Annotated in this window: 15 protein-coding genes and 1 other RNA gene; 1 reads left to right on the top strand and 15 read right to left on the bottom strand. The window is 43.2% G+C overall.

Features of this window, described 5'->3' with window-relative positions:
* Nucleotides 1-66 precede the first annotated feature (66 nt).
* The 7 genes from alaS to mnmA all read right to left on the bottom strand — a co-directional run bounded on the left by alaS (nt 67) and on the right by mnmA (nt 8,782).
* Entirely contained in the window at nt 67-2,700 is a 2,634-nt protein-coding gene (alaS, locus tag NSQ23_RS04660) for an alanine--tRNA ligase (protein ID WP_339173355.1), read from the bottom strand.
* Nucleotides 2,701-3,009: 309 nt separating this feature from the next.
* Nucleotides 3,010-4,068: an AI-2E family transporter gene (locus tag NSQ23_RS04655; RefSeq protein WP_006320531.1), complete on the bottom strand. Its 1,059-nt coding sequence runs from the start codon at nt 4,066-4,068 to the stop codon at nt 3,010-3,012.
* An 87-nt stretch (nt 4,069-4,155) separates the two neighbouring features.
* The gene (locus NSQ23_RS04650; RefSeq protein WP_006320530.1) at nt 4,156-4,296 is read right to left on the bottom strand and encodes a YrzQ family protein; all 141 of its coding nucleotides are present in this window, start codon (nt 4,294-4,296) and stop codon (nt 4,156-4,158) included.
* Nucleotides 4,297-4,306: 10 nt separating this feature from the next.
* Nucleotides 4,307-4,498: a hypothetical protein gene (locus NSQ23_RS04645; RefSeq protein ID WP_021093919.1), complete on the bottom strand. Its 192-nt coding sequence runs from the start codon at nt 4,496-4,498 to the stop codon at nt 4,307-4,309.
* A 100-nt stretch (nt 4,499-4,598) separates the two neighbouring features.
* A complete protein-coding gene (locus tag NSQ23_RS04640) occupies nt 4,599-6,953 on the bottom strand; it encodes an ATP-dependent RecD-like DNA helicase (RefSeq protein WP_339173348.1) in 2,355 nt (784 codons plus the stop codon).
* 11 nt (nt 6,954-6,964) lie between these two features.
* Nucleotides 6,965-7,621 (bottom strand): tetratricopeptide repeat protein, encoded by a 657-nt coding sequence (locus NSQ23_RS04635; RefSeq protein ID WP_339173345.1) that lies wholly within the window; start codon nt 7,619-7,621, stop codon nt 6,965-6,967.
* Nucleotides 7,622-7,684: 63 nt separating this feature from the next.
* Nucleotides 7,685-8,782, bottom strand: a complete 1,098-nt coding sequence (mnmA, locus tag NSQ23_RS04630) for a tRNA 2-thiouridine(34) synthase MnmA (RefSeq protein ID WP_339173343.1) — start codon at nt 8,780-8,782, stop codon at nt 7,685-7,687.
* A 432-nt stretch (nt 8,783-9,214) separates the two neighbouring features.
* Here mnmA and NSQ23_RS04625 point away from each other — a divergent pair, with 432 nt between their 5' ends.
* Nucleotides 9,215-10,444, top strand: a complete 1,230-nt coding sequence (locus NSQ23_RS04625; protein WP_339170721.1) for an IS110 family transposase — start codon at nt 9,215-9,217, stop codon at nt 10,442-10,444.
* A 149-nt stretch (nt 10,445-10,593) separates the two neighbouring features.
* Here NSQ23_RS04625 and NSQ23_RS04620 read toward each other — a convergent pair whose 3' ends face one another.
* The 8 genes from NSQ23_RS04620 to aspS form a co-directional block, all read right to left on the bottom strand.
* Nucleotides 10,594-11,739: a cysteine desulfurase family protein gene (locus tag NSQ23_RS04620; protein ID WP_339173342.1), complete on the bottom strand. Its 1,146-nt coding sequence runs from the start codon at nt 11,737-11,739 to the stop codon at nt 10,594-10,596.
* Between the two features lie 15 nt (nt 11,740-11,754).
* Nucleotides 11,755-12,171: an Rrf2 family transcriptional regulator gene (locus NSQ23_RS04615; RefSeq protein WP_004889303.1), complete on the bottom strand. Its 417-nt coding sequence runs from the start codon at nt 12,169-12,171 to the stop codon at nt 11,755-11,757.
* A gap of 73 nt (nt 12,172-12,244) precedes the next feature.
* On the bottom strand, nt 12,245-13,525 hold the full coding sequence (locus NSQ23_RS04610) for a replication-associated recombination protein A (protein ID WP_339173341.1): 1,281 nt from the start codon (nt 13,523-13,525) through the stop codon (nt 12,245-12,247).
* 12 nt (nt 13,526-13,537) lie between these two features.
* A complete protein-coding gene (locus NSQ23_RS04605; RefSeq protein ID WP_339173339.1) occupies nt 13,538-14,347 on the bottom strand; it encodes a helix-turn-helix domain-containing protein in 810 nt (269 codons plus the stop codon).
* A 79-nt stretch (nt 14,348-14,426) separates the two neighbouring features.
* Nucleotides 14,427-17,486 (bottom strand): efflux RND transporter permease subunit, encoded by a 3,060-nt coding sequence (locus NSQ23_RS04600; RefSeq protein WP_339173336.1) that lies wholly within the window; start codon nt 17,484-17,486, stop codon nt 14,427-14,429.
* A 154-nt stretch (nt 17,487-17,640) separates the two neighbouring features.
* A complete protein-coding gene (locus tag NSQ23_RS04595) occupies nt 17,641-18,405 on the bottom strand; it encodes a tRNA threonylcarbamoyladenosine dehydratase (protein WP_064214432.1) in 765 nt (254 codons plus the stop codon).
* 112 nt (nt 18,406-18,517) lie between these two features.
* Nucleotides 18,518-18,710, bottom strand: a non-coding RNA gene (gene ssrS / locus NSQ23_RS04590) — 6S RNA.
* 50 nt (nt 18,711-18,760) lie between these two features.
* The gene (aspS, locus tag NSQ23_RS04585) at nt 18,761-20,539 is read right to left on the bottom strand and encodes an aspartate--tRNA ligase (protein ID WP_339173333.1); all 1,779 of its coding nucleotides are present in this window, start codon (nt 20,537-20,539) and stop codon (nt 18,761-18,763) included.
* Nucleotides 20,540-20,549 lie beyond the last annotated feature (10 nt).

Below are 20,549 nucleotides of genomic sequence, written 5' to 3'. Positions count from 1 at the left end.
CTCTCACGTTCCACGAAATCTGGCATATCCATCCTTACATCCATTGTACACGATTTCCACCGTTTATTAAACAGATTTTACCCACTGTTCGACAAATTTAAGTGCTTCATCTACTTTATTCGCATCTTTTCCGCCTGCTTGTGCCATATCCGCTCGGCCACCGCCGCCGCCGCCGCAACGCGTCGCCACTTCTTTAATGAGTTTTCCAGCGTGATAACCGCGGTCGATTAAGTCGTTTGTGACACCAGCAATTAAGTTTACTTTATTTTGTTGTACAGAAGCAAGCACAATGATCGCTGAACCTAATTTTTGTTTTAAATCGTCGACCATTGCACGTAAGCTGTTCATATCGGCGTTGTTCACTTTACTTGTGACAAGTGGAACACCGTTTACTTCTTTTACTTGGTTCACTAAATTTTCTGCTTCCATATGGCTTAAACGCGCAGAAAGCGATTCATTTTCACGTTGCAATTCGCGCATATCGTTCATGAGTGTATCGATGCGCGTTAACACATCTTTCGGATTCGTTTTTAATTTTTCCGCTACTTCTTTTAATAATGCAATTTGATCATTCATTAAACGATACGCAGCTTTTCCTGTAACTGCTTCAATCCGACGTGTGCCTGCCCCAATGCCCGATTCAGAAACAATTTTAAACAAACCGATTTCGGCTGTATTTTTCACATGGCAACCACCACAAAGCTCTAGGCTGTAATCGCCTACTTGCACGACGCGCACGATGTCACCATATTTTTCACCAAATAGCGCCATCGCTCCCATCGCTTTTGCTTCATCAAGCGGTTTATATTCAATCGCAACAGGGAGATTGCGCCAAATTTGCTCGTTAACGATCGCTTCAATTTGCTCGAGCTCTTCTTGCTTTACTTGACCGAAATGCGTAAAGTCAAAGCGTAAACGATCAGGAGCAACAAGCGAACCAGCTTGGTTCACATGCACACCAAGCACATCTTTTAACGCTTGATGCAACAAATGCGTCGCTGTATGGTTTTTCACAATATCGACGCGCGCTGCTTCGTCGACATGTGCGATATATGTGCCGTTCGTTTGAATGGTGCCATGTTCAACGACAATATGATGTAAATGTTGGCCGTTTGGCGCTTTTTGTACGTCTTTTACGTACGCTTTTCCTGTCTCTCCTTCAATCCAACCGCGGTCAGCAATTTGTCCACCGCTTTCTGCATAAAACGGCGTTTCACGTAAAATCAATTGCGCTTCTTGTCCTTCGCTTACCTCGTTGACAAGTTGTCCGTCTTTTACGATTACTTCGACAACAGAAGAAACAGAAAGCTGGTCATAACCGACAAACGTGCTTTCTACTTTAATGTCGCCTAATACACCGCCTTGGACTTGCATCGAATCAACATCTTGACGTGCAGCACGTGCCCGTTCGCGCTGGCGCTCCATTTCACGTTCAAAACCGTCGTGGTCGACTTTCATTCCTTCTTCTTCCGCATACTCTTCCGTTAATTCCACAGGGAAGCCGTATGTGTCGTACAAACGGAATACATCTTCACCATTAATTGTATCGCTACCACGTTGTTTTTCTTTTTCGATGACGCTTGCTAAAATTGCAAGTCCTTCATTTAACGTTTCATGGAAGCGCTCTTCTTCATTTTTAATTACTTTTTGAATGAACGATGCTTTTTCTTTCACTTCCGGATAATAGTCGACCATAATTTCACCGACAACCGGAACGAGCTCATACATAAATGGACGTTGAATGTTTAATTGTTTCGCATAGCGAACGGCACGGCGCAATAAACGACGCAACACATAACCGCGTCCTTCGTTCGATGGCAGCGCCCCGTCGCCAATGGCAAACGTGACCGTACGAATATGGTCGGCAATGACTTTAAATGCCACGTCTTTTTCGGCATCCGTGCGATATGTTTCCCCTGAAATTTGTTCAGTTGCACGAATGATTGGCATAAATAAATCAGTATCAAAGTTTGTCGGAACGTCTTGTAAAATCGAGCACATCCGCTCTAATCCCATGCCCGTATCAATGTTTTTCTTCGGAAGCGGTGTATATGTACCGTCAGGGTTATGGTTAAATTGCGAAAAGACGAGGTTCCATACTTCTAAATAACGTTCGTTTTCTCCACCCGGATATAATTCTGGATCGTTCGGGTCGTTGCCAAATTGTTCCCCGCGGTCGTAGAAAATTTCTGTGTTCGGACCGCTCGGACCTTCCCCGATATCCCAGAAGTTCCCTTCCAATCGAATAATGCGTTCTTCTGGCAATCCAATTTCGTTATGCCAAATGTCAAACGCTTCTTCATCTTCTGGATGAATTGTCACAGAAAGACGGTTCGGATCAAAACCGATCCATTTTTCGCTCGTTAAAAACTCCCATGCCCAATGAATCGCTTCTCGTTTAAAATAGTCGCCGATCGAGAAGTTTCCGAGCATTTCAAAAAACGTATGGTGGCGCGCCGTTTTTCCGACGTTTTCAATGTCGTTTGTACGAATTGATTTTTGCGCATTACAAATGCGCGGATTGTCTGGAATGACGCGGCCATCAAAATATTTTTTTAACGTTGCGACACCGCTATTGATCCATAACAATGACGGATCGTCAATCGGAATAAGCGATGCGCTCGGCTCAACAGCGTGACCTTTTTCTTTAAAAAAGTCTAAAAACATTTGACGAACTTGAGCAGATGTTAGCTTCTTCACGTTTCCTTCCTCCCTTATAAAAATATAAAAACTCCCATCCCTGCTCAGGGACGAGAGCTTGCTCGCGGTACCACCCTGTTTATGGACAAAACGTCCATCACCTCAACCGCCGTAACGTGGCTTCGTCGGCAGGGTTTTCCTGCACTCAGGATTAGCGTTCTGTTACTCTTCATCTGGAATTTCTTTCAGCCACGGAAATTCCTCTCTGTGCGCCGAAAGCGCTTTAAGATGGGCTGTAACATACTCGATCCGTCATCGTTTTTGTATGTATCACTCTTGTGAAAATTATAGACAAGCCCCTTTTTTTTGTCAATTTGTTTTCAACGAGCGAATGTGTACAAATGTCGCTTTAGCAATCGCAACGATCGGAACAGCAACAATTAAACCAATGATGCCACCGATTTCTCCACCAACAAATAGGGAAAACATAATAATAAGCGGATGTAAATGTAAGCTTTTCCCTACAATAAGCGGGGATAAAATGTTTCCTTCAATAAACTGCAATAAAAAGACGATTCCAACAGTAAGAAGCAATTTGTTTACTGATACGGTTGCAGCAATAATCGCCGCTGGAATGGCGCCAATAATTGGTCCGAAATACGGGATGACATTTGTAACCCCGACGATCATGCCAAGCAAGAGGGGATATTTCATATCAATAAGCCAAAACGAAAGCGCAGCAGCCGTTCCGATCAAAAAACAGACGAACAATTGTCCACGAATATATCCACCGAGCGTTTGATCAACGTCGCGTAAAAATTGCATACCTTTATGGCGCCATTTTTTCGGAGTCCATTCCCATGCTGCTTTTTTAATAAGCTCCACATCTTTTAACATGTAAAACGCAATGAAAGGAATAATAAAAAAGATGATGATTCGATTAATGAGTTGTTTCACTCCAATAATCGCACCTGTAACCGCCTCGCTAATAAATGACTCCGCTTCTGTCATCATCGCCTCAATGCGTTGATGGACATCATAAGGCCATGTGGCCGTTTCTTCATGAATATAATTCGTCCATTGTTCATACGTACGAACAAATATCGGTAAGCTTTTATTTAAATCTTCTAGCTGAGCAATAAACAACGGTGCCCCTTTGTAAACAGCAAAACCGATTCCGCCAAAAAATAATGCATAAATGGCAAGAATGGCAAGCGCTCTCGGCATACCTCGCTTATGAACGTATTCAACAACAGGATGCAATAAGTATGTAATGAATGCGGCGATGAGAAAAGGGGTCATAATTTTAATAAATACATGTAAAAACGGCAGCCATACCGACTGAAGCTTTACAATAAAATATAAGCAAACTAAAATGAATAGCAACTTCGTTAAACGAACGAAAAAATGCAGATGTGAATGCTCCAAGACCATCCCTCCTTGTTATAGTGTTAGAATATAAAGGGGATGTTATACAAACAAACGGCAACCTCAAATGAGATTGCCGTTTTTTCGTTACATAAATGGGCGCAACATTTGTTTGCCGACTTTTCGCACATTGCGCATGTTCATGCCGCCGTTTCGTTGCGCTAATTGGTATGCTGCTACTCCTGCACCGATCGCAATTAAAGAAGCGATTGTTCGATTCATCGTCATTCTCCTTTCATTACGAAAACAAAGTTCGTTCCTGTTCGCTAAACAAATCGTCGAGCGAGCTAAGCGTTCCGTCTTCTTCTACCTGATGCGTATAAATCATTCCTTTTTGGACGGTTAGCTCAATAAAGCAATTCCAGCAATAATACTGATTAACGCCGATTTTACCCAAATCTTTACTTTGACAATTCGGACACTTTAACATAAAGGACACACTCCTCTTTATTTTTTCTTCTATCTTTGTCATTTTTTTACGTAAACATACGTCACGGAAAGAAGGAGCGTGCCAATATGTGTGTCCGTCATTATGTTACGTCATTTTCCATAAAGTCATACGGGGTAACACCTTCCATTCCGATGTTTGCATCTTCCATCGGAAGCAGCTGTTGCTCAGGCGAAATAGTATTTGTTAATTTTTCGTACAATGTCGTTTGTCTCGTTCCGTCATCTGTTCGCATGACCCCAAGCTGGAACGCTTCTTCTTCACCGCACAAAATTAAATATCGTTTACTGCGCGTAATGGCTGTGTACAATAAATTGCGCCTTAACATGCGATAATAACTTTTTACAACAGGCAAAATGACGATCGGAAATTCGCTTCCTTGCGATTTATGAATCGAACAACAGTAGGCGTGCGTAATTTGATTCAATTCTTGTTTTGGGTATGTCACTTCGTTTCCATCAAACGAAACGACAACGAGATCTTGTTTTTCTACGTTTTCGTTGGCATAGAAAATCGCAACGATCTCACCGATATCGCCATTAAACACATTTTCATCCGGCTGATTGACTAGCTGCAACACTTTATCGCCTACGCGATAAACAACATCACCAAACGTAAGCTCTCGTTTATGATCATGTTTTGGATTAAATAGCTGTTGCAACGTTTCGTTTAATCGATCAATTCCTGCATGACCGCGATACATCGGTGCGAGCACTTGAACGTCTTTTGCGCGATATCCTTTTTGTTTTGCGTTTTCAGCTACTTTTTTTACGACGTCAACGACTTGTCCGCCCGTGCAACGAATAAATGAACGGTCTTTTTGTGGAAACGTCAAATCGTGAGGAATGTTTCCATCTTTAATCGCATGGGCAAGGGAAATGATCGACGAACCTTCTGCCTGGCGATAAATGTCTGTCAAGCGAACGGTCGGAATGACGTTTGCGCGAAGCAAGTCTTTCAGCACTTGTCCTGGTCCGACGGACGGTAATTGGTCTTCATCGCCAACGAAAATGACTTGCATGGATGATGGAACAGACTTTAATAACTGATTCGCTAGCCACGTATCGACCATGGACATTTCATCGACAATTAACAACTTTCCGTTAATCGGTTCGTCTTCCCCACGTTGAAACCCGTCACCACTCCAGCCGAGCAAACGATGAATCGTCATCGCCGGCAAACCTGTCGATTCCGTCATGCGCTTCGCTGCACGGCCGGTTGGAGCAGCAAGTAAAATCGGAAACGACTCGTCCGTATCATAGCTCGTCGGATCAAGCGATAGCCCGTGCAATTTAGCGAACAAATGAACAATACCATTAATGACCGTCGTTTTTCCTGTCCCTGGTCCGCCTGTTAAAATGAACAACGGGGAACAAAGGGCTTGTTGAATCGCCTCTTTTTGTTTTTGCGAATATTGAATGTTTGCTTCTTCTTCCCATTCACCGAGCGCTAGTAAAAATTCGGCTTCAGAAAACGTAGTCATGCCCTTTTGCTCAAGCAGCCGCTTCACGTTTGACACGATACCTTTTTCCGCAAAATACAAGGAAGGGATGTAAAAACGATCTTCTTCCACAATTAACTTCCCTTCTTCAGATAAATGGATCATTTCACGGGAAATGCAAGCAACTTCAACGACTTCTTGCCGTTTCGCCTCTAACAATTGTTTCACTTCTGTAAGGAGTTGTTCATACGTCATATACACATGCCCTTCTTGCATGCAATGTTGCTCTATGACGTATAAACAACCTGCCCGAATGCGATCCGGATGATTGCCCGAAATACCGAGCTGCAAGCCGAGATCATCAGCGCGACCAAATCCAATTCCTTCAACGTCTTCGACAAGTTGATATGGATTTGTGCGAATGATTTGTAACGTTTCATCTTTGTACACTTGATAAATTTTCATCGATAATTGAGGTCCAAAGCCAAATTGCGACAAAGCAATCATAATTTGTTCTAATCCTTCATGTTCGCGCAACGTCTCATACAGCTGCTTTGCTTTTGCTTTTGTTAGCTTCGGTACGTTCGCAAGCACATCGGGATCTTCTAATATTTTTGAAATCGCTCGCTCACCTAACGTTTCTACGATCGCGGCTGCTGTTTTTTTTCCGATTCCTTTAAACATGCCGCCCGATAAATATTGAATCACTCCTTCTTTCGTTTCAGGAAACTCTTTTCGAAAATGATCAACAACATATTGTTTTCCAAAGCGCGGATGTTCTTTAAATGTGCCGAAAAACGTATATGTATCATACTCACCGAGCAAAGGGAAATAGCCTGTCACAACAACGTCTTTTTCTATATGCGCTTCATTTGTTTCTTCTACGCGTACACGAATAACTGAATATAAATTGTCTTCGTTATGAAAAATGGTACCGACATGGACGCCTTTAATAAACGATCGTCCGTCTAAATCTAACTGTTGTTGCAACGCCATCTCCCCCTTTGTTATTGCAATGCGCGTTCCATTAGCTTTTTCCCATGACCTGCTAACAAATGATCCGGTTGAATAGCCAGCGCCTTTTCAAACATCTCATATGCCGTTTTCGGATCGTCTTTGTATGCATATGCGACACCTAAATTGTAATACGCATCCGCATGTTGCTCGTTTAAATGAATCGTCCGTTCAAAATACGTCATCGCCTCATCCACGAACTGTAGTTGCGCGAAACAAAGCCCGAGCTGAAATGTCGCTTCGACATCGCGCTCGTTTAATTCTACTGCCCGCTGAAAATATGGTAGCGCTAAACGTGGTTGCTCTAAGTACATAAGCGACATGCCAAGCATAAAAAACACATCTCCATCTGCTAATCCGACTCGAATCGCCCGTTCAAATTGTTCTTTCGCTCGTTCAAATTGTTGGCGATTGTAATAAATGGATCCGAGTCCGTAATAAGCGGTCGCTGCTTTTTCATCAAGTTCAAGTGCTTTATGGAAAAAGCGAATCGCTTTTTCTTCTTCACCGACAGCTGCTAATACGTTTCCAAAATTAATGTAACCAACAGGATCGTTCGGTTGTCGTTCAATCGCTTCATGAAAACATTTAACCGCTTCTTCATATTGTCCTTGCTGCATATATTGAATGCCTTGTGCGTTGTAATCCATCTCTATCACCTCATATTCAATATTATAACAAAAAAGCCTTCAACTCGTCTGTTGAGTTGAAGGTTAGCCAACGTATGTGAGTTTTTCTCCATCGCGAAAGACTTGATCGATCGTTCCGCCACCGAGACATTGTTCACCGTTGTAGAAAACGACCGCTTGCCCCGGCGTAACTGCGCGTACGCGTTGGCTAAATGATACGCGTGCCGTCGTTTCATCAATCATTTCTACTGTCACCGGTACATCTGGTTGACGATAACGGAATTTCGCTGTACAAGCAATCGGTTCATTCGGTTTTCGATCGCTGACCCAATTGACGTTCGTTGCAATAATTGCATCAGAATAAAGCAATTCGTTATCAAATCCTTGTGCAACGTATAAAATGTTGTCTTTTAAATTTTTCCCAACAACGAACCAAGGCTCTCCGCTACCACCAATACCAAGTCCGTGGCGTTGTCCGATCGTATAGTACATTAAGCCATCGTGCGTACCTTTTACTTCTCCATCGAGCGTTTGCATCTCGCCCGGCTGTGCAGGTAAATAATTGCTTAAAAACTGTTTAAAATTGCGTTCTCCGATAAAACAAATGCCGGTGCTATCTTTTTTTCCTGCTGTCGCAAGTCCCGCTTCTTTGGCGATTTCACGCACTTTGGACTTTTGTAATTCGCCGATTGGAAACAACACTTTCGATAATTGAGCTTGGCCGAGCTGATTTAAAAAATACGTTTGATCTTTATTTGCATCTAACCCGCGCAACAATTGGTATTCTCCATCGCGATAGGCAACGCGAGCATAATGTCCTGTCGCTAAATAGTCCGCTCCAAGCGCCATCGCATGTTCTAAAAATGCTTTAAACTTAATTTCTTTATTGCACATCACATCTGGATTTGGCGTACGCCCTGCTTTATATTCGTCTAAAAAGTACGTAAATACTTTTTCCCAATATTGCTTTTCGAAGTTGACCGCATAATACGGAATACCAATTTGGTTGCACACACGCACGACATCTTCGTAATCTTCCGTTGCGGTACATACCCCGTTTTCGTCGGTGTCGTCCCAGTTTTTCATAAAAATGCCGATGACATCGTACCCTTGTTGTTTTAATAATAAGGCTGCGACCGATGAGTCAACTCCACCGGACATGCCTACTACTACTCTTGCCATCGTTTTCCCTCCTCGTATAGTATGTTTAGAAAGATTTTTAAATCGAATTTCCAGTTGGATATGCTCCTTGACAATCGCATATGTGTAAGTGATTTGCCCACGGGGGAGGGGCGCGCCCCTCCCCCGTGGATGGCACTACATCGGGGTTGGACTTTTCGCGATGTTCTTGGATAATGGTCTTAGGATCATCGGGGACACTCTTCTCTCTCCTGTAGCTTTGACTACTTAGAAAGTCTGTCTCCCCGGCTCCTGTTCGGACTTCTAACCCGCAGGCTGTTCCCGTTGGTTTCCCATGCTGGAAGGAGCAGCTTCCAGGCAGCCCATGGCCCAACGTGAGTTCTCATATGCGAGGGTGACTGGTCAACAGGCGCGGTCCGGGGGCATCCCGAAGAGTCCCAACCCCACGATCCTACTACGATTGGAGGTGATCTCATGAAACTCTACGTCGGGATTGACGTGAGCTCAACGGACTTATACACGTGTATCATGGATCAAGAAGGAAACACGTGCGCCCAATTCAAGGTGGACAATCATCTCCTTGGCGCGACCTTCCTTCGCGATCAAATCCTCCTGTGGGCCAACAAGCGCCAACCATCCGAAATTCTCATCGGGATGGAAGCCACTTCGGTCTACAGCTGGCATCCAGCGATGTTTTTCCACCAACAGGAGGAGCTGAAGTCTTGGAATGTCAAGGTGTTTACCATCAATCCAAAGCTCATTCGCAAATTTAAAGAAGCGTACACTGACTTGGATAAAACGGACGGCATCGATGCGTGGATCATCGCCGATCGGCTTCGCTTTGGCCGTTTGAAAGTGACAGCTGTCATGCAAGAACAGTTTATCGCCCTTCAACGGCTCACGCGCATGCGCTATCATCTCGTCCATCAGCTGACTCGGGAAAAGCAGTACTTCCTCCAACACTTGTTTTACAAGTGCAGTTCCTTTACCCAAGAGGTGGACAGCTCCGTGTTCGGACATGCCATCTTAGAGCTTCTTCTCGAGTCGTTTAGCTTAGACGAAATCAGTCAGATGGACGTGCAACAGCTCGCTGACTTCTTGCGCCAAAAAGGACGCAATCGCTTTGCCGATCCGGAATGCATCGCCAAGTCCATTCAAAAGGCGGCTCGTTCGTCGTATCGGCTTTCCAAATGTGTCGAGGATTCCATCGACTTGCTTTTAGGGCTATCAATTCAATCCATCCGTAGCCTTCAAGCGCAAATTAAAGAGCTAGATAAAGCGATTACTCGCCATTTGGAAGGCATCCCAAATACGTTACAAACGATTCCCGGCATTGGTCCGGTCTACGCCGCTGGCATCTTAGCCGAAATTGGACAAATCGAGCGCTTTGACAACCAAGCCGCCTTAGCAAAGTATGCAGGTTTGACTTGGTCTAAGCACCAGTCCGGTCGGTTCCAAGCCGAGGAGACTTCCCTCATTCGTTCCGGCAATCGCTATCTCCGTTACTACCTAGTGGAGGCTGCCAACTCGGTACAACGGCATGATGCGTCGTTTCGCACCTATTACCGGAAGAAGTATGAGGAAGTACCAAAGCACCAACACAAACGAGCCCTCGTCCTCACCGCTCGAAAACTCGTGCGTGTGATCGATGCGCTGCTACGCAACGGTCAAATCTACACGCCAAGAAAGGGGGAAGATCGATAGGGGTATCGATCTAACTGATTTTGCATTAAAACCCAGTTAATGACATAAGACAAGACTGGGCTTCTTAAGTATTGCCTTTTTTCGGGTCATCGGACAATCGAATTTCCAATTTCGATGATTTTTCACCTTGACATATTACCGCAGGACTTTCACGCTTTTGTTAGCCGTTTCACAATTTTTGCAATGTCATATGCTGCTCGTTCGACTTGTTCGATCGTATTGCCATATCCAAAGCTAAAACGAACAGAAGAACGAATGCGTTCGGAATCATTTCCGTACATCGCCACTAACACATGTGACGGATCAATGGAACCAGCCGTACATGCCGATCCGCTCGACGCTGCAATGCCTGCTAAATCTAAATTGACAAGCAATGCTTCTACATTTGTTCCGAAAAACGCAACATTTAATACATGTGGCAAACGATTTGTTTCATGACCGTTCACCGCGTAATGAATGCCTTCTCGTTCAAATGTCGTCAACATGATACGTTGAAACTGTTCATATAACGCTCGTTTTTCGGACATCATTTGTTGTGCGAGTTCAGCTGCTTTTTGCAATCCGACAATACCGGGTACGTTTTCTGTCCCTGCACGTCGTTTTCTTTCTTGTTCTCCGCCGTATATGTGTGGCGTCAGACGAACCCCTTCACGTACGTATAAAAAGCCGACTCCTTTTGGTCCGTTAATTTTATGGCTTGATACGGAAAGTAAATCGATGCCGAGTTCGTGCACATCGATCGGAACGAGACCATACGCTTGTACTGCATCCGTATGAAAATACACATCGTGGTCATGAAGCAATTGAACAATATCATGAATTGGTTGCAACACACCTGTTTCATTGTTGCCAAACATGATAGAGACAAGAACTGTATCGTCGCGCAAAGCGCTTTTTAGCTGTTCAATAGAAATGATGCCATGCTCATCCACAGGTAAGTATGTCACTTCAAATCCTTGTTTTTGTAAATATTTGCACGTATTTAACACGGCATGATGTTCGACAGACGTTGTAATGATGTGTCGTCCTCTCTCGCGATTCGCCATTGCTACACCAATGATCGCTAAATTATCCGCCTCTGTTCCACCGCTTGTAAAAATGATTTCGTTCGCTTTTGCCCCGATCGTTTTAGCAATGGTCTCTCTCGCTTCATCAAGGGCACGTCGTGTTTCACGACCAAATGAATGAATGCTTGATGGGTTGCCAAAATATGTTGTCATGTACGGTACCATTGCCTCCACAACTTGCGGATGAACAGGAGACGTCGCTGCGTGGTCTAAATAAATGCGTTCCAAATACATTCTCCTTTCCTAGATATAAAACATATATGCATCACCGTGGTCGTCGGTATGATTTAATAAGTCTTCAAGCGTCGTGCTATCTAATACTTCTTTTACCGCATCGCGAACGCGCATCCATAATTCACGTTTCGCTGGTTCTTCATCTTCTAGTTCTTCAACGACTTGAAGCGGTCCTTCCAACACACGAATAACATCGCCCGCAGTAATTTTTGATGGTTCATCTGCTAAAATGTAACCGCCATACGCTCCGCGAACGCTTTTCACTAAACCAGCGTTTCGCAATGGGGAAATGAGTTGTTCTAAATAATGCTCCGACAAATTATTCGTTTGAGCGATCGATTTTAATGAAATCGGTCCCTCTCCATATCGTTTCGCCAATTCAATCATAATCGTTAAACCGTATCGACCTTTTGTAGATATTTTCAAACGAATCATCCCCTCATTCACTGTCAAAAGAAACACAAGCCATTATAACATAAAAATACGAAACAAAGGAACGTTACTGCTTTTTTCGTTCGCTTAGCCGCTCATAAACGGAAGCGAGTTGCTTTTCTTCGCCGTTTTGTTTCGGTTGATAATATTGCACTCCGATTAAATCGTCAGGGAAGTATTGTTGTGCCACCCAACCGTATGGATAATCGTGTGGATATTTATACCCTATTCCGCGTCCAAGATGTTTTGCCCCCGCATAGTGAGCATCTTGCAAATGAAGCGGAATCGATTGTCCTTTTCCGTTTCGCACATCTATGAGCGCTTGATCGATCGCTTTATATGCACTATTTGATTTCGGTGATAAACACATGTCAATCGTCACGACTGAAAGCGGAATGCGTGCTTCTGGCATACCGAGACGCTCTGCGGCTTCGATCGCGCTCATCACCTTCACACCGATTAGTGGATTGGCTAATCCAATATCTTCATAAGCAATGACTGCAAGGCGACGACAAACAGCGGTAAGATCGCCACCTTCAAGAAGCCTTGCTAAATAGTGAAGCGAAGCATCTACGTCACTGCCGCGAATACTTTTTTGAAAAGCGGAAAGTAAAGAATAATACGTATCTCCTTGTTTATCATACGTTAGCGACTTGTTTTCTACACAAGACAAAACAGCTTGCACATCCACAACAGCATATTGATCCCTTTGTTTCGTTGCATATACGACTTCCTCTAAAATCGTCAATGCCGCTCGAGCATCTCCGTTTGCCCCTTCAGCAATGATCGAAAGTGCCTCATCGCTAATGTCAATATGCCAATCGCCTAATCCTCGTTCACGATCGGCTAAAGCGCGGTGCAATAATGCGAGCGTCTTCTCTTTTGTTAATGGCTGCAACTGTTTTATTTGTCCTAAGCGACTGCGAACAGCCGGATTAATCGAATGAAATGGATTTTCTGTCGTCGCACCAATGAGAGTAATCAAACCACTTTCGACATGTGGTAATAAATAATCTTGTTGCGCTTTTGTGAAACGATGAATTTCATCAATAAATAAAATAACGTTGCCTTCAAAGCGAGCATCCGTCACTATTTCTTCCATTTCTTTTTTTCCTGCCGTCGTCGCATTGAGCGTATAAAACGGACGTTGTACCGTTCCAGCGATCGCATAAGCAAGCGATGTTTTCCCGACACCAGGCGGTCCGTAAAGCAATAACGATGGCACATAACCATTTTTAATCATTCGATATAGCGCTGTATGTGAACCGATCACATCGTCTTGTCCGATGACTTCATCAATCGTACGCGGGCGCATACGATAAGCAAGCGGCTCTTGAGCAAACAACATCTTTTTCTCACCTCACAATGCTAACGCTGCACGTAAGGCAGGAACAAATTGGCGCATATGACTTTGTTGTAAATATAAAAGAAACGCATCAACAATCGCTTTTCTCAGGTCATCCTGTTGTATTTCTGTTTTTAACTGTTTGAGTAGCTCCACCATATGATGATCGCTCGCTTCTTCGATCATCTCCTCAATAAGCGCGAGTGCGCGTGTTTTTTCTGCTTGGACATCGTGGCTTAGCAATGGCATGTCATGCTGTAAACTGTCGACAAGCGCATCAAGCCGCTCGATTAAAAAAGGAGCTAATCGTTGAAAAGGAAACGACTTTTGTTCAAACAGAACAAAAAATAAATATTCTTTTAACATGCCATTTAACATGATGGCACAATCAAGCACATACGGACGAATACGTTCCCCGTATACATCGATAAGTGATTGAACGTACCAGTCAAATAAATGGGAACGAATGCGCAAAACAAGCGCGTGAACGTCTTCACTAACTTTTTGTGCATGATCGCCCATATGCATTTGTACAATTTCTTTATGCTGTTCAAACGCTTCAATTTGTAAAGAAAGCTGTTTTAAAAATTTTTCGCGCGCTGTTAATGAACGGTCTGACGCAATGCGAGCGAATTGCTGAAACAACTGATCGTAATGATACTGAAAAATCGACAACACAATTTCCTCTTTTGACTTAAAGTAATTGTATAGCGATCCTTTTGCTAACTGACTATGTTCGGCAATTTCTTGCATCGATGTCGCGTGATACCCTTTTTTCGCAAACAGTTTCATCGCGACTTCAATAATTTGCTCTTTTCTGCTCATGAGGCTCCATCCTTACTGTTCGTTTCTCGTTTTATTATAACACAACAGGCTGACCGAATTTCAGCCAGCCTGTCTCCAATTATGCTTGTCGTTCTTTTTTCGCTTGTCGGAAGAAAAATAGTTCGTATACAACAGGAACGAGAATTAACGTCAATAACGTTGATGACGTCAATCCACCGATGACCGTAATCGCTAACCCTTTAGAAATGAGCGTTCCCGATGACTTTGTCAACGCAAGCGGAATGAGTGCGGCCACCGTCGCAAATGCTGTCATTAAAATCGGGCGTAACCGCGTTTTACCTGCTTCAATAAGCGCTTGACGGATCGTCATTCCCTTTTGCTCACGATTTTGCCCGATGCGGTCAACGAGAACGATCGCATTCGTTGTCACAATTCCAATGAGCATGAGCAAACCGATCATGACGCTCACGGACATCGGTTCATTCGCAATAAATAAGCCGAGCAACGAACCGATTGGAACGAACACAAGCGATGATAAAATAATAAACGGAATACGCGCTTTTCCAAACGTAATGAGCATCGTAATATACACAAGCCCAATCGCTACAACCATCGCTAAACCAAGCTGTTGGAACGTTTCTACCGTTTCATCGCTTCCACCGCCACCTTCAAACGAAACGTCTTTTGGTAAATCCACATCTTTTTTCACACCATTGATAACATCTTGCGTCACTTGTTGAATGTTATCACCAACAATTTGGGCAGATATGCGAGCAAACACTTTTCCATCAAGTTTTTGAATAGACGTAAACGTATCGACTTCTTTTACTTCTGCCAATTGTTTCACCGGTACAGGTCCAAATTTTGTGAAAATAAGCGTATTTTCTAGCTGTTCAATTGATGTCATTTGTTCGCTATACGACAATTGCACCGTCCGCTCTTCACCATCTAGCATTAACGTACCGACTTGAACAGGGCCTGTTTGATCGGCAATCGTACCAAGAACTTGGAATCCAGAAACACCGTAATGTGCCGCTTTTTGTGGATCAATGTCCACAATGACTTGCTTTTGTTGGTCGGCAAAGTTATTTGTCACATATTTTAAATCGTTACGCTTTTTTAAGTATGCTTCTACATCTTTCGCCGCTTGTTGTAACGCCGTTAAGTTTGTCGAATATAAATCAATATTTACGTCATTGTTTGACGGCGGTCCACCAGATTGCAATTCTTGAACGCCGACTTTTGCACCTTTAACCTCCGCTTGCACAATATTTTCCATATCTCGTTCTAGCTCTTTAATAAACGTGCTGACGTTGGCACTTTCTTTGAGCGTAATAAAGTAGTTCGCTTGATTTTTTCGTTTTAAACCGCTCCGAAAATCGCGCGTACCAATCCCTGCCGTCACTTCTTTAATTTCTTTCTTTTCGTCAAACATTTTCTCCATTTTCAACGATACATCGTTCGTCTTTTCTAACGTTGTTGAAGAAGGAAGCTCAATAGCGGCAATGAGCGTTTTTTGTTCTTCGTTTGGAATAAACGTAAAACCTAGTTTTGGCACAATCGCAAATGAGCCGATTAGCAATAAAATCGATGATAATAATACAGTTTTTTTATGATTCAGCGCCCATTCAATTGCTTTGCCGTAAGCTCGTTGCAATGCGCCTTCTTTTTCTTCTGGCGGCACTTTTTTAAATGAAAACTTCGCTAAAATCGGGACGATCGTAATTGCAACTACAAGCGACATTAAAAGCGAAAACACGATCGTTAACGCAAATGGCAAGAAAAACTCACCGGTCACGCCACCAACGAGGCCGAGCGGTAAAAAGACAACGACGGTCGTGATAGTAGACGATGTAATTGCCTTTAAAATTTCTTTTGTCGAATCTTCGACAAGTTCATCTGTCATCCCGGTGTTTGACTTACGCACGCGACGGAAAATGTTTTCGATGACAACGATGCTGTCGTCAACTACTCGCCCGACCGCAACGGCCATTCCACCTAACGTCATAATGTTTAAAGAAATATCCATCCGCTGTAAGAAAATAGATGCGACTAATAACGAAAGTGGAATGGAAACAATAGCAATGATTGTGGCACGCACGTTTCGTAAAAAGACGAGCACCGCAATGGAGGCAAACAATGCCCCAAGCAATCCTTCACGCACGAGCGTTTCGACAGACTTTTTAATTCCTTCAGCAGAATCAAATCCTATTGCATAGTCTATTTTGTCTTTATATTTGTCAAGTACGTTTATCACTTTGTCCGCTACTTCAACCGTGTTCGCATCTTGCTTTTTCGTAATCGCCATCGATAAAGATGGTTGTAAGTTGTAGCGCGTAATTTCTCCTTGGTCTGTTACAGGTTGAATTGTAGCCACATCTTTTAATGTAATCATAGCTGGCGCTTGTTGAGCGCTTGCTGGCGCGCCTTGTGATGCATTCATAATCGGAGATGACAATGGCAAATTTTCAAGCTGTTTGATCGTTTCGATTTTTTGTTGAACACGAATCGGAATTTGTAATGTCTCTGTCTGTACGTTACCAGCCGGGAAAGCTAAAAACTTTTCATTAATTTGTTCTTTAATTTGCGTTAAGCTCAACCCATATTGCAATGCTTTTTGTTTATCGACTGTAATTTGAATCAAGTTTTCTTCCATCCCGCCAACCGAAATGGAATTGACACCGTTAATTTTTTTCAACTCAGGAACGATCGTATCATCTAGAAATTGCTGGATGTTCGTATCCCCTTTAGCAAACAGCGAAATGTTATAAATCGGGAACGTACCAAACGAGAAGCGATTCACTTTCGTCTGCACATTTTCCGGCAAATTCGCTTCTTTTATTAGCGACTCAACTTGCCGCTCGACTTCTTCCATGTCTGTATTAAATGGAAATTCGAGGTTAATGATTGCGATACTTTCAAACGATGTACTTTGGAGTTTTTTTACTCCTTCAATGGCTTTCAACTTTTCTTCCAATTTTGTTGTTACTTGCTCATTCATATCTTCTGGTGAAGCACCTGGGTAGATGACTTCAACAGACAGCTGCGGAAATTCAATGTTTGGCAACAAGTCTACTTTTAAAGAAGAAAACGAATATAGTCCACCTAATATGAGTAAAAATGAAATGATGAACACAGCGACAGCGTTTTTCAAACTAAACCTCGTTAAAAAATTCATCCCTCTCTTCCTTTCTTTCTTGAAATATGACCAAATGGTCGTTTTATTACGACCACACAGTCATGTTCTCACTATAATTCAAATTCCTTTTCTTTGCAACTAATAATGTGTAATAATGTGCTATAAAAAAAAGCGCAAAGGAGTTCCCTTGCGCTCATTGTTGATCGACACGTTGAATTGGAATATCTTTTAATAATTGTTGTACGACGTGCGCCGCCATAATGAGACCTGCGACAGATGGAACGAACGCATTCGATGACGGCGGCATTTTTGCCTTACGAATGGTTGCCTCATCATTTCCTACTTCTTTTCGCACGTCTTCGCGAATGACAATTGGACTTTCATCCGAGAAAACAACAGTGATGCCTTTTTTAATTCCTTCTTTCCGCAATCTCGTGCGAATAACTTTTGCAATCGGGTCCGTATGTGTTTTTGAAATGTCAGCGATGCGAAAACGGGTCGGATCCATTTTATTTGCCGCACCCATGCTCGAGATGATCGGAATATCGCGCTCTAAACATTGTTTCATTAGATGAATTTTATACGAAATCGTATCCGATGCATCAATGACGTAGTCAATATCGTACGAAAAAATTTGTTCATACGTCTCTTCTGTATAAAACATTTTTAACGCAATGACTTCGCATGCTGGATTAATGTCTGCGATGCGCTCTTTCATCACTTCTACTTTCGGACGCCCAACCGTTGATAACAGCGCATGAATTTGACGATTGACGTTTGTAATGTCAATATCATCCTTATCGATTAAAATGAGACGTCCAACCCCTGAACGAGCAAGCGCCTCAACCGCAAATGATCCGACACCTCCAATGCCAAGAACGGCCACTGTGCTTTCGCTTAATTTTTTTAAACCTTCTTTCCCGATTGCGAGTTCATTACGAGAAAATTGATGTAGCATGTTTTGCCTCCCATATGTAAGTATTTCAATCGGATATACATGCATTATGGCACAAAAAAAGCCTTAACGTAAAGCATGTTCTTTACGTCAAGGCTTTATTCATTTTTGTTTCCTAAGTCCCAATCGTGCCGTCGCTGATGGCCTTTGTTTTGAACCCGCTCTCTCACAGGTGGGTGCCCTGTTTCAAGCTTATGTACGTCCTCTCTATGTAAATGAGGCATGTACGCCACCTGAAAACCCGGGCTCCCGTATCACACATTGTTCGGTCAAAACAATAGGTGATACGACAAACACATCAGGACTTGTCGTTAATTGTATGTTATCACACTTCGAACGTATTTGCAACGTTACAAATTTAGTCTACTTTTTGAACGTCTTTAATTCGCAAATGTAATTCTTCTAATTGCTCTTCGCTAACTGCACTTGGCGCTTCCGTTAACAAGCAACTCGCGCTTGCAGTTTTTGGAAAGGCAATCGTATCACGTAAATTCGAACGCCCCGCAAGCAACATGACAAGTCGGTCTAATCCAAGCGCAATTCCCCCATGTGGAGGCGTACCGTATTCAAACGCTTCTAGCAAAAAGCCAAACTGTTCACGCGCTTGTTCTTCAGTAAAACCGAGCGTTTTAAACATTTTTTCTTGTATATCCCGCTCGAAAATACGGAGTGAGCCTCCACCTAGCTCATATCCGTTTAACACAAGATCGTACGCTTGTGCACGAATGCTTGCTGGGTCTGTTTCAAACTTTGGCACATCTTCACGAACAGGCATCGTAAACGGATGATGCGCTGCATAATAACGACCTTCTTCTTCGTCGTATTCAAATAGTGGCCAATCTATAATCCATAAGAAATGAAACGCTGATTCGTCAATCAACTGTAAATCTTTTCCTAACTTTAAACGCAATGCACCAAGCGCATCGGCAACAACCGATTTTTTATCAGCGACAAATAACAATAAGTCACCCGTTTCTGCTTCAAGTGTCTGCATCATTTGTTTTTGTTCATCTTCAGTGAAAAACTTAGCAATTGGTCCTTTTAAACCGTCTGCTTCAACTTTCAACCAAGCTAATCCTTTTGCTCCATAACGAGCGACATATTCCGTTAGCGCATCAATATCTTTACGCGAATATTTATCCGCTGCACCTTTAACATTGATCGCCTTCACTTGGCCGCCGTTCTGCACCGCGCTTGCAAACACTTTAAACCCGCAATCTTTCACTTGCTCGGATAAATCAACAAGCTCAAGTCCAAAACGCGTATCTGGCTTGTCCGAACCGTAACGCGCAATCGCTTCATCGTATGACATGCGCGGGAACGGAATAGAGATGTCGACTCCTTTTGCGATTTTCATGACGCGCGCCATCATTCGCTCGATCATTGCTAAAATATCGTCTTGACTCATAAACGATGTTTCAATATCGACTTGTGTAAATTCTGGTTGACGGTCAGCACGTAAATCTTCATCGCGGAAACAACGAGCGATTTGATAATATCGTTCAAAGCCAGCGACCATTAATAATTGTTTAAAAATTTGCGGCGATTGTGGTAACGCATAAAACTCGCCTGGATGTACACGGCTTGGCACTAAGTAATCGCGCGCTCCTTCTGGCGTGCTTTTCGTTAAAATCGGCGTCTCTACTTCTAAAAACCCTTCTTCGTCTAAAAAGTCGCGAATCGCTTTCGTTACTTGATGGCGCATTTGAAACGTCTGGAACATCACCGGGCGACGCAAATCTAAGTAGCGATATTTTAAACGAACGTCTTCGGATACATCTGTTTTATCCGAAATCGGAAACGGCGGTGTTTTCGCTTGACTTAAAATCGCCACGTGCGTTGCATGCACTTCAACCGTCCCTGTCGGTAAATTTGGGTTCACTTGCCCTTCTTCACGTTGAACGACCGTTCCTTCTACATCTAGCACGTATTCGCTACGAATCGTTTCCGCTACTTGTAATGCTTCTTTTGACACATCTGGGCTAAATACAATTTGCACAATACCGGTACGGTCGCGCAAGTCAATGAAAATGAGTCCCCCTAAATCGCGACGTTTTTGTACCCATCCTTTTAAACGCACCGTTTGCCCAACGGCTGTATGAGTCACTTCTCCACAATAATGCGTCCTTCCGAACATACTTCTCCCT

The organism is Anoxybacillus sp. FSL W8-1294 (genome assembly GCF_037965005.1).
Classification (GTDB): Bacteria; Bacillota; Bacilli; order Bacillales; family Anoxybacillaceae; genus Anoxybacillus; species Anoxybacillus flavithermus_G.
Note: the sequence above shows the minus strand (reverse complement) of the source record. Positions and strands in the feature narration are given on the sequence as shown.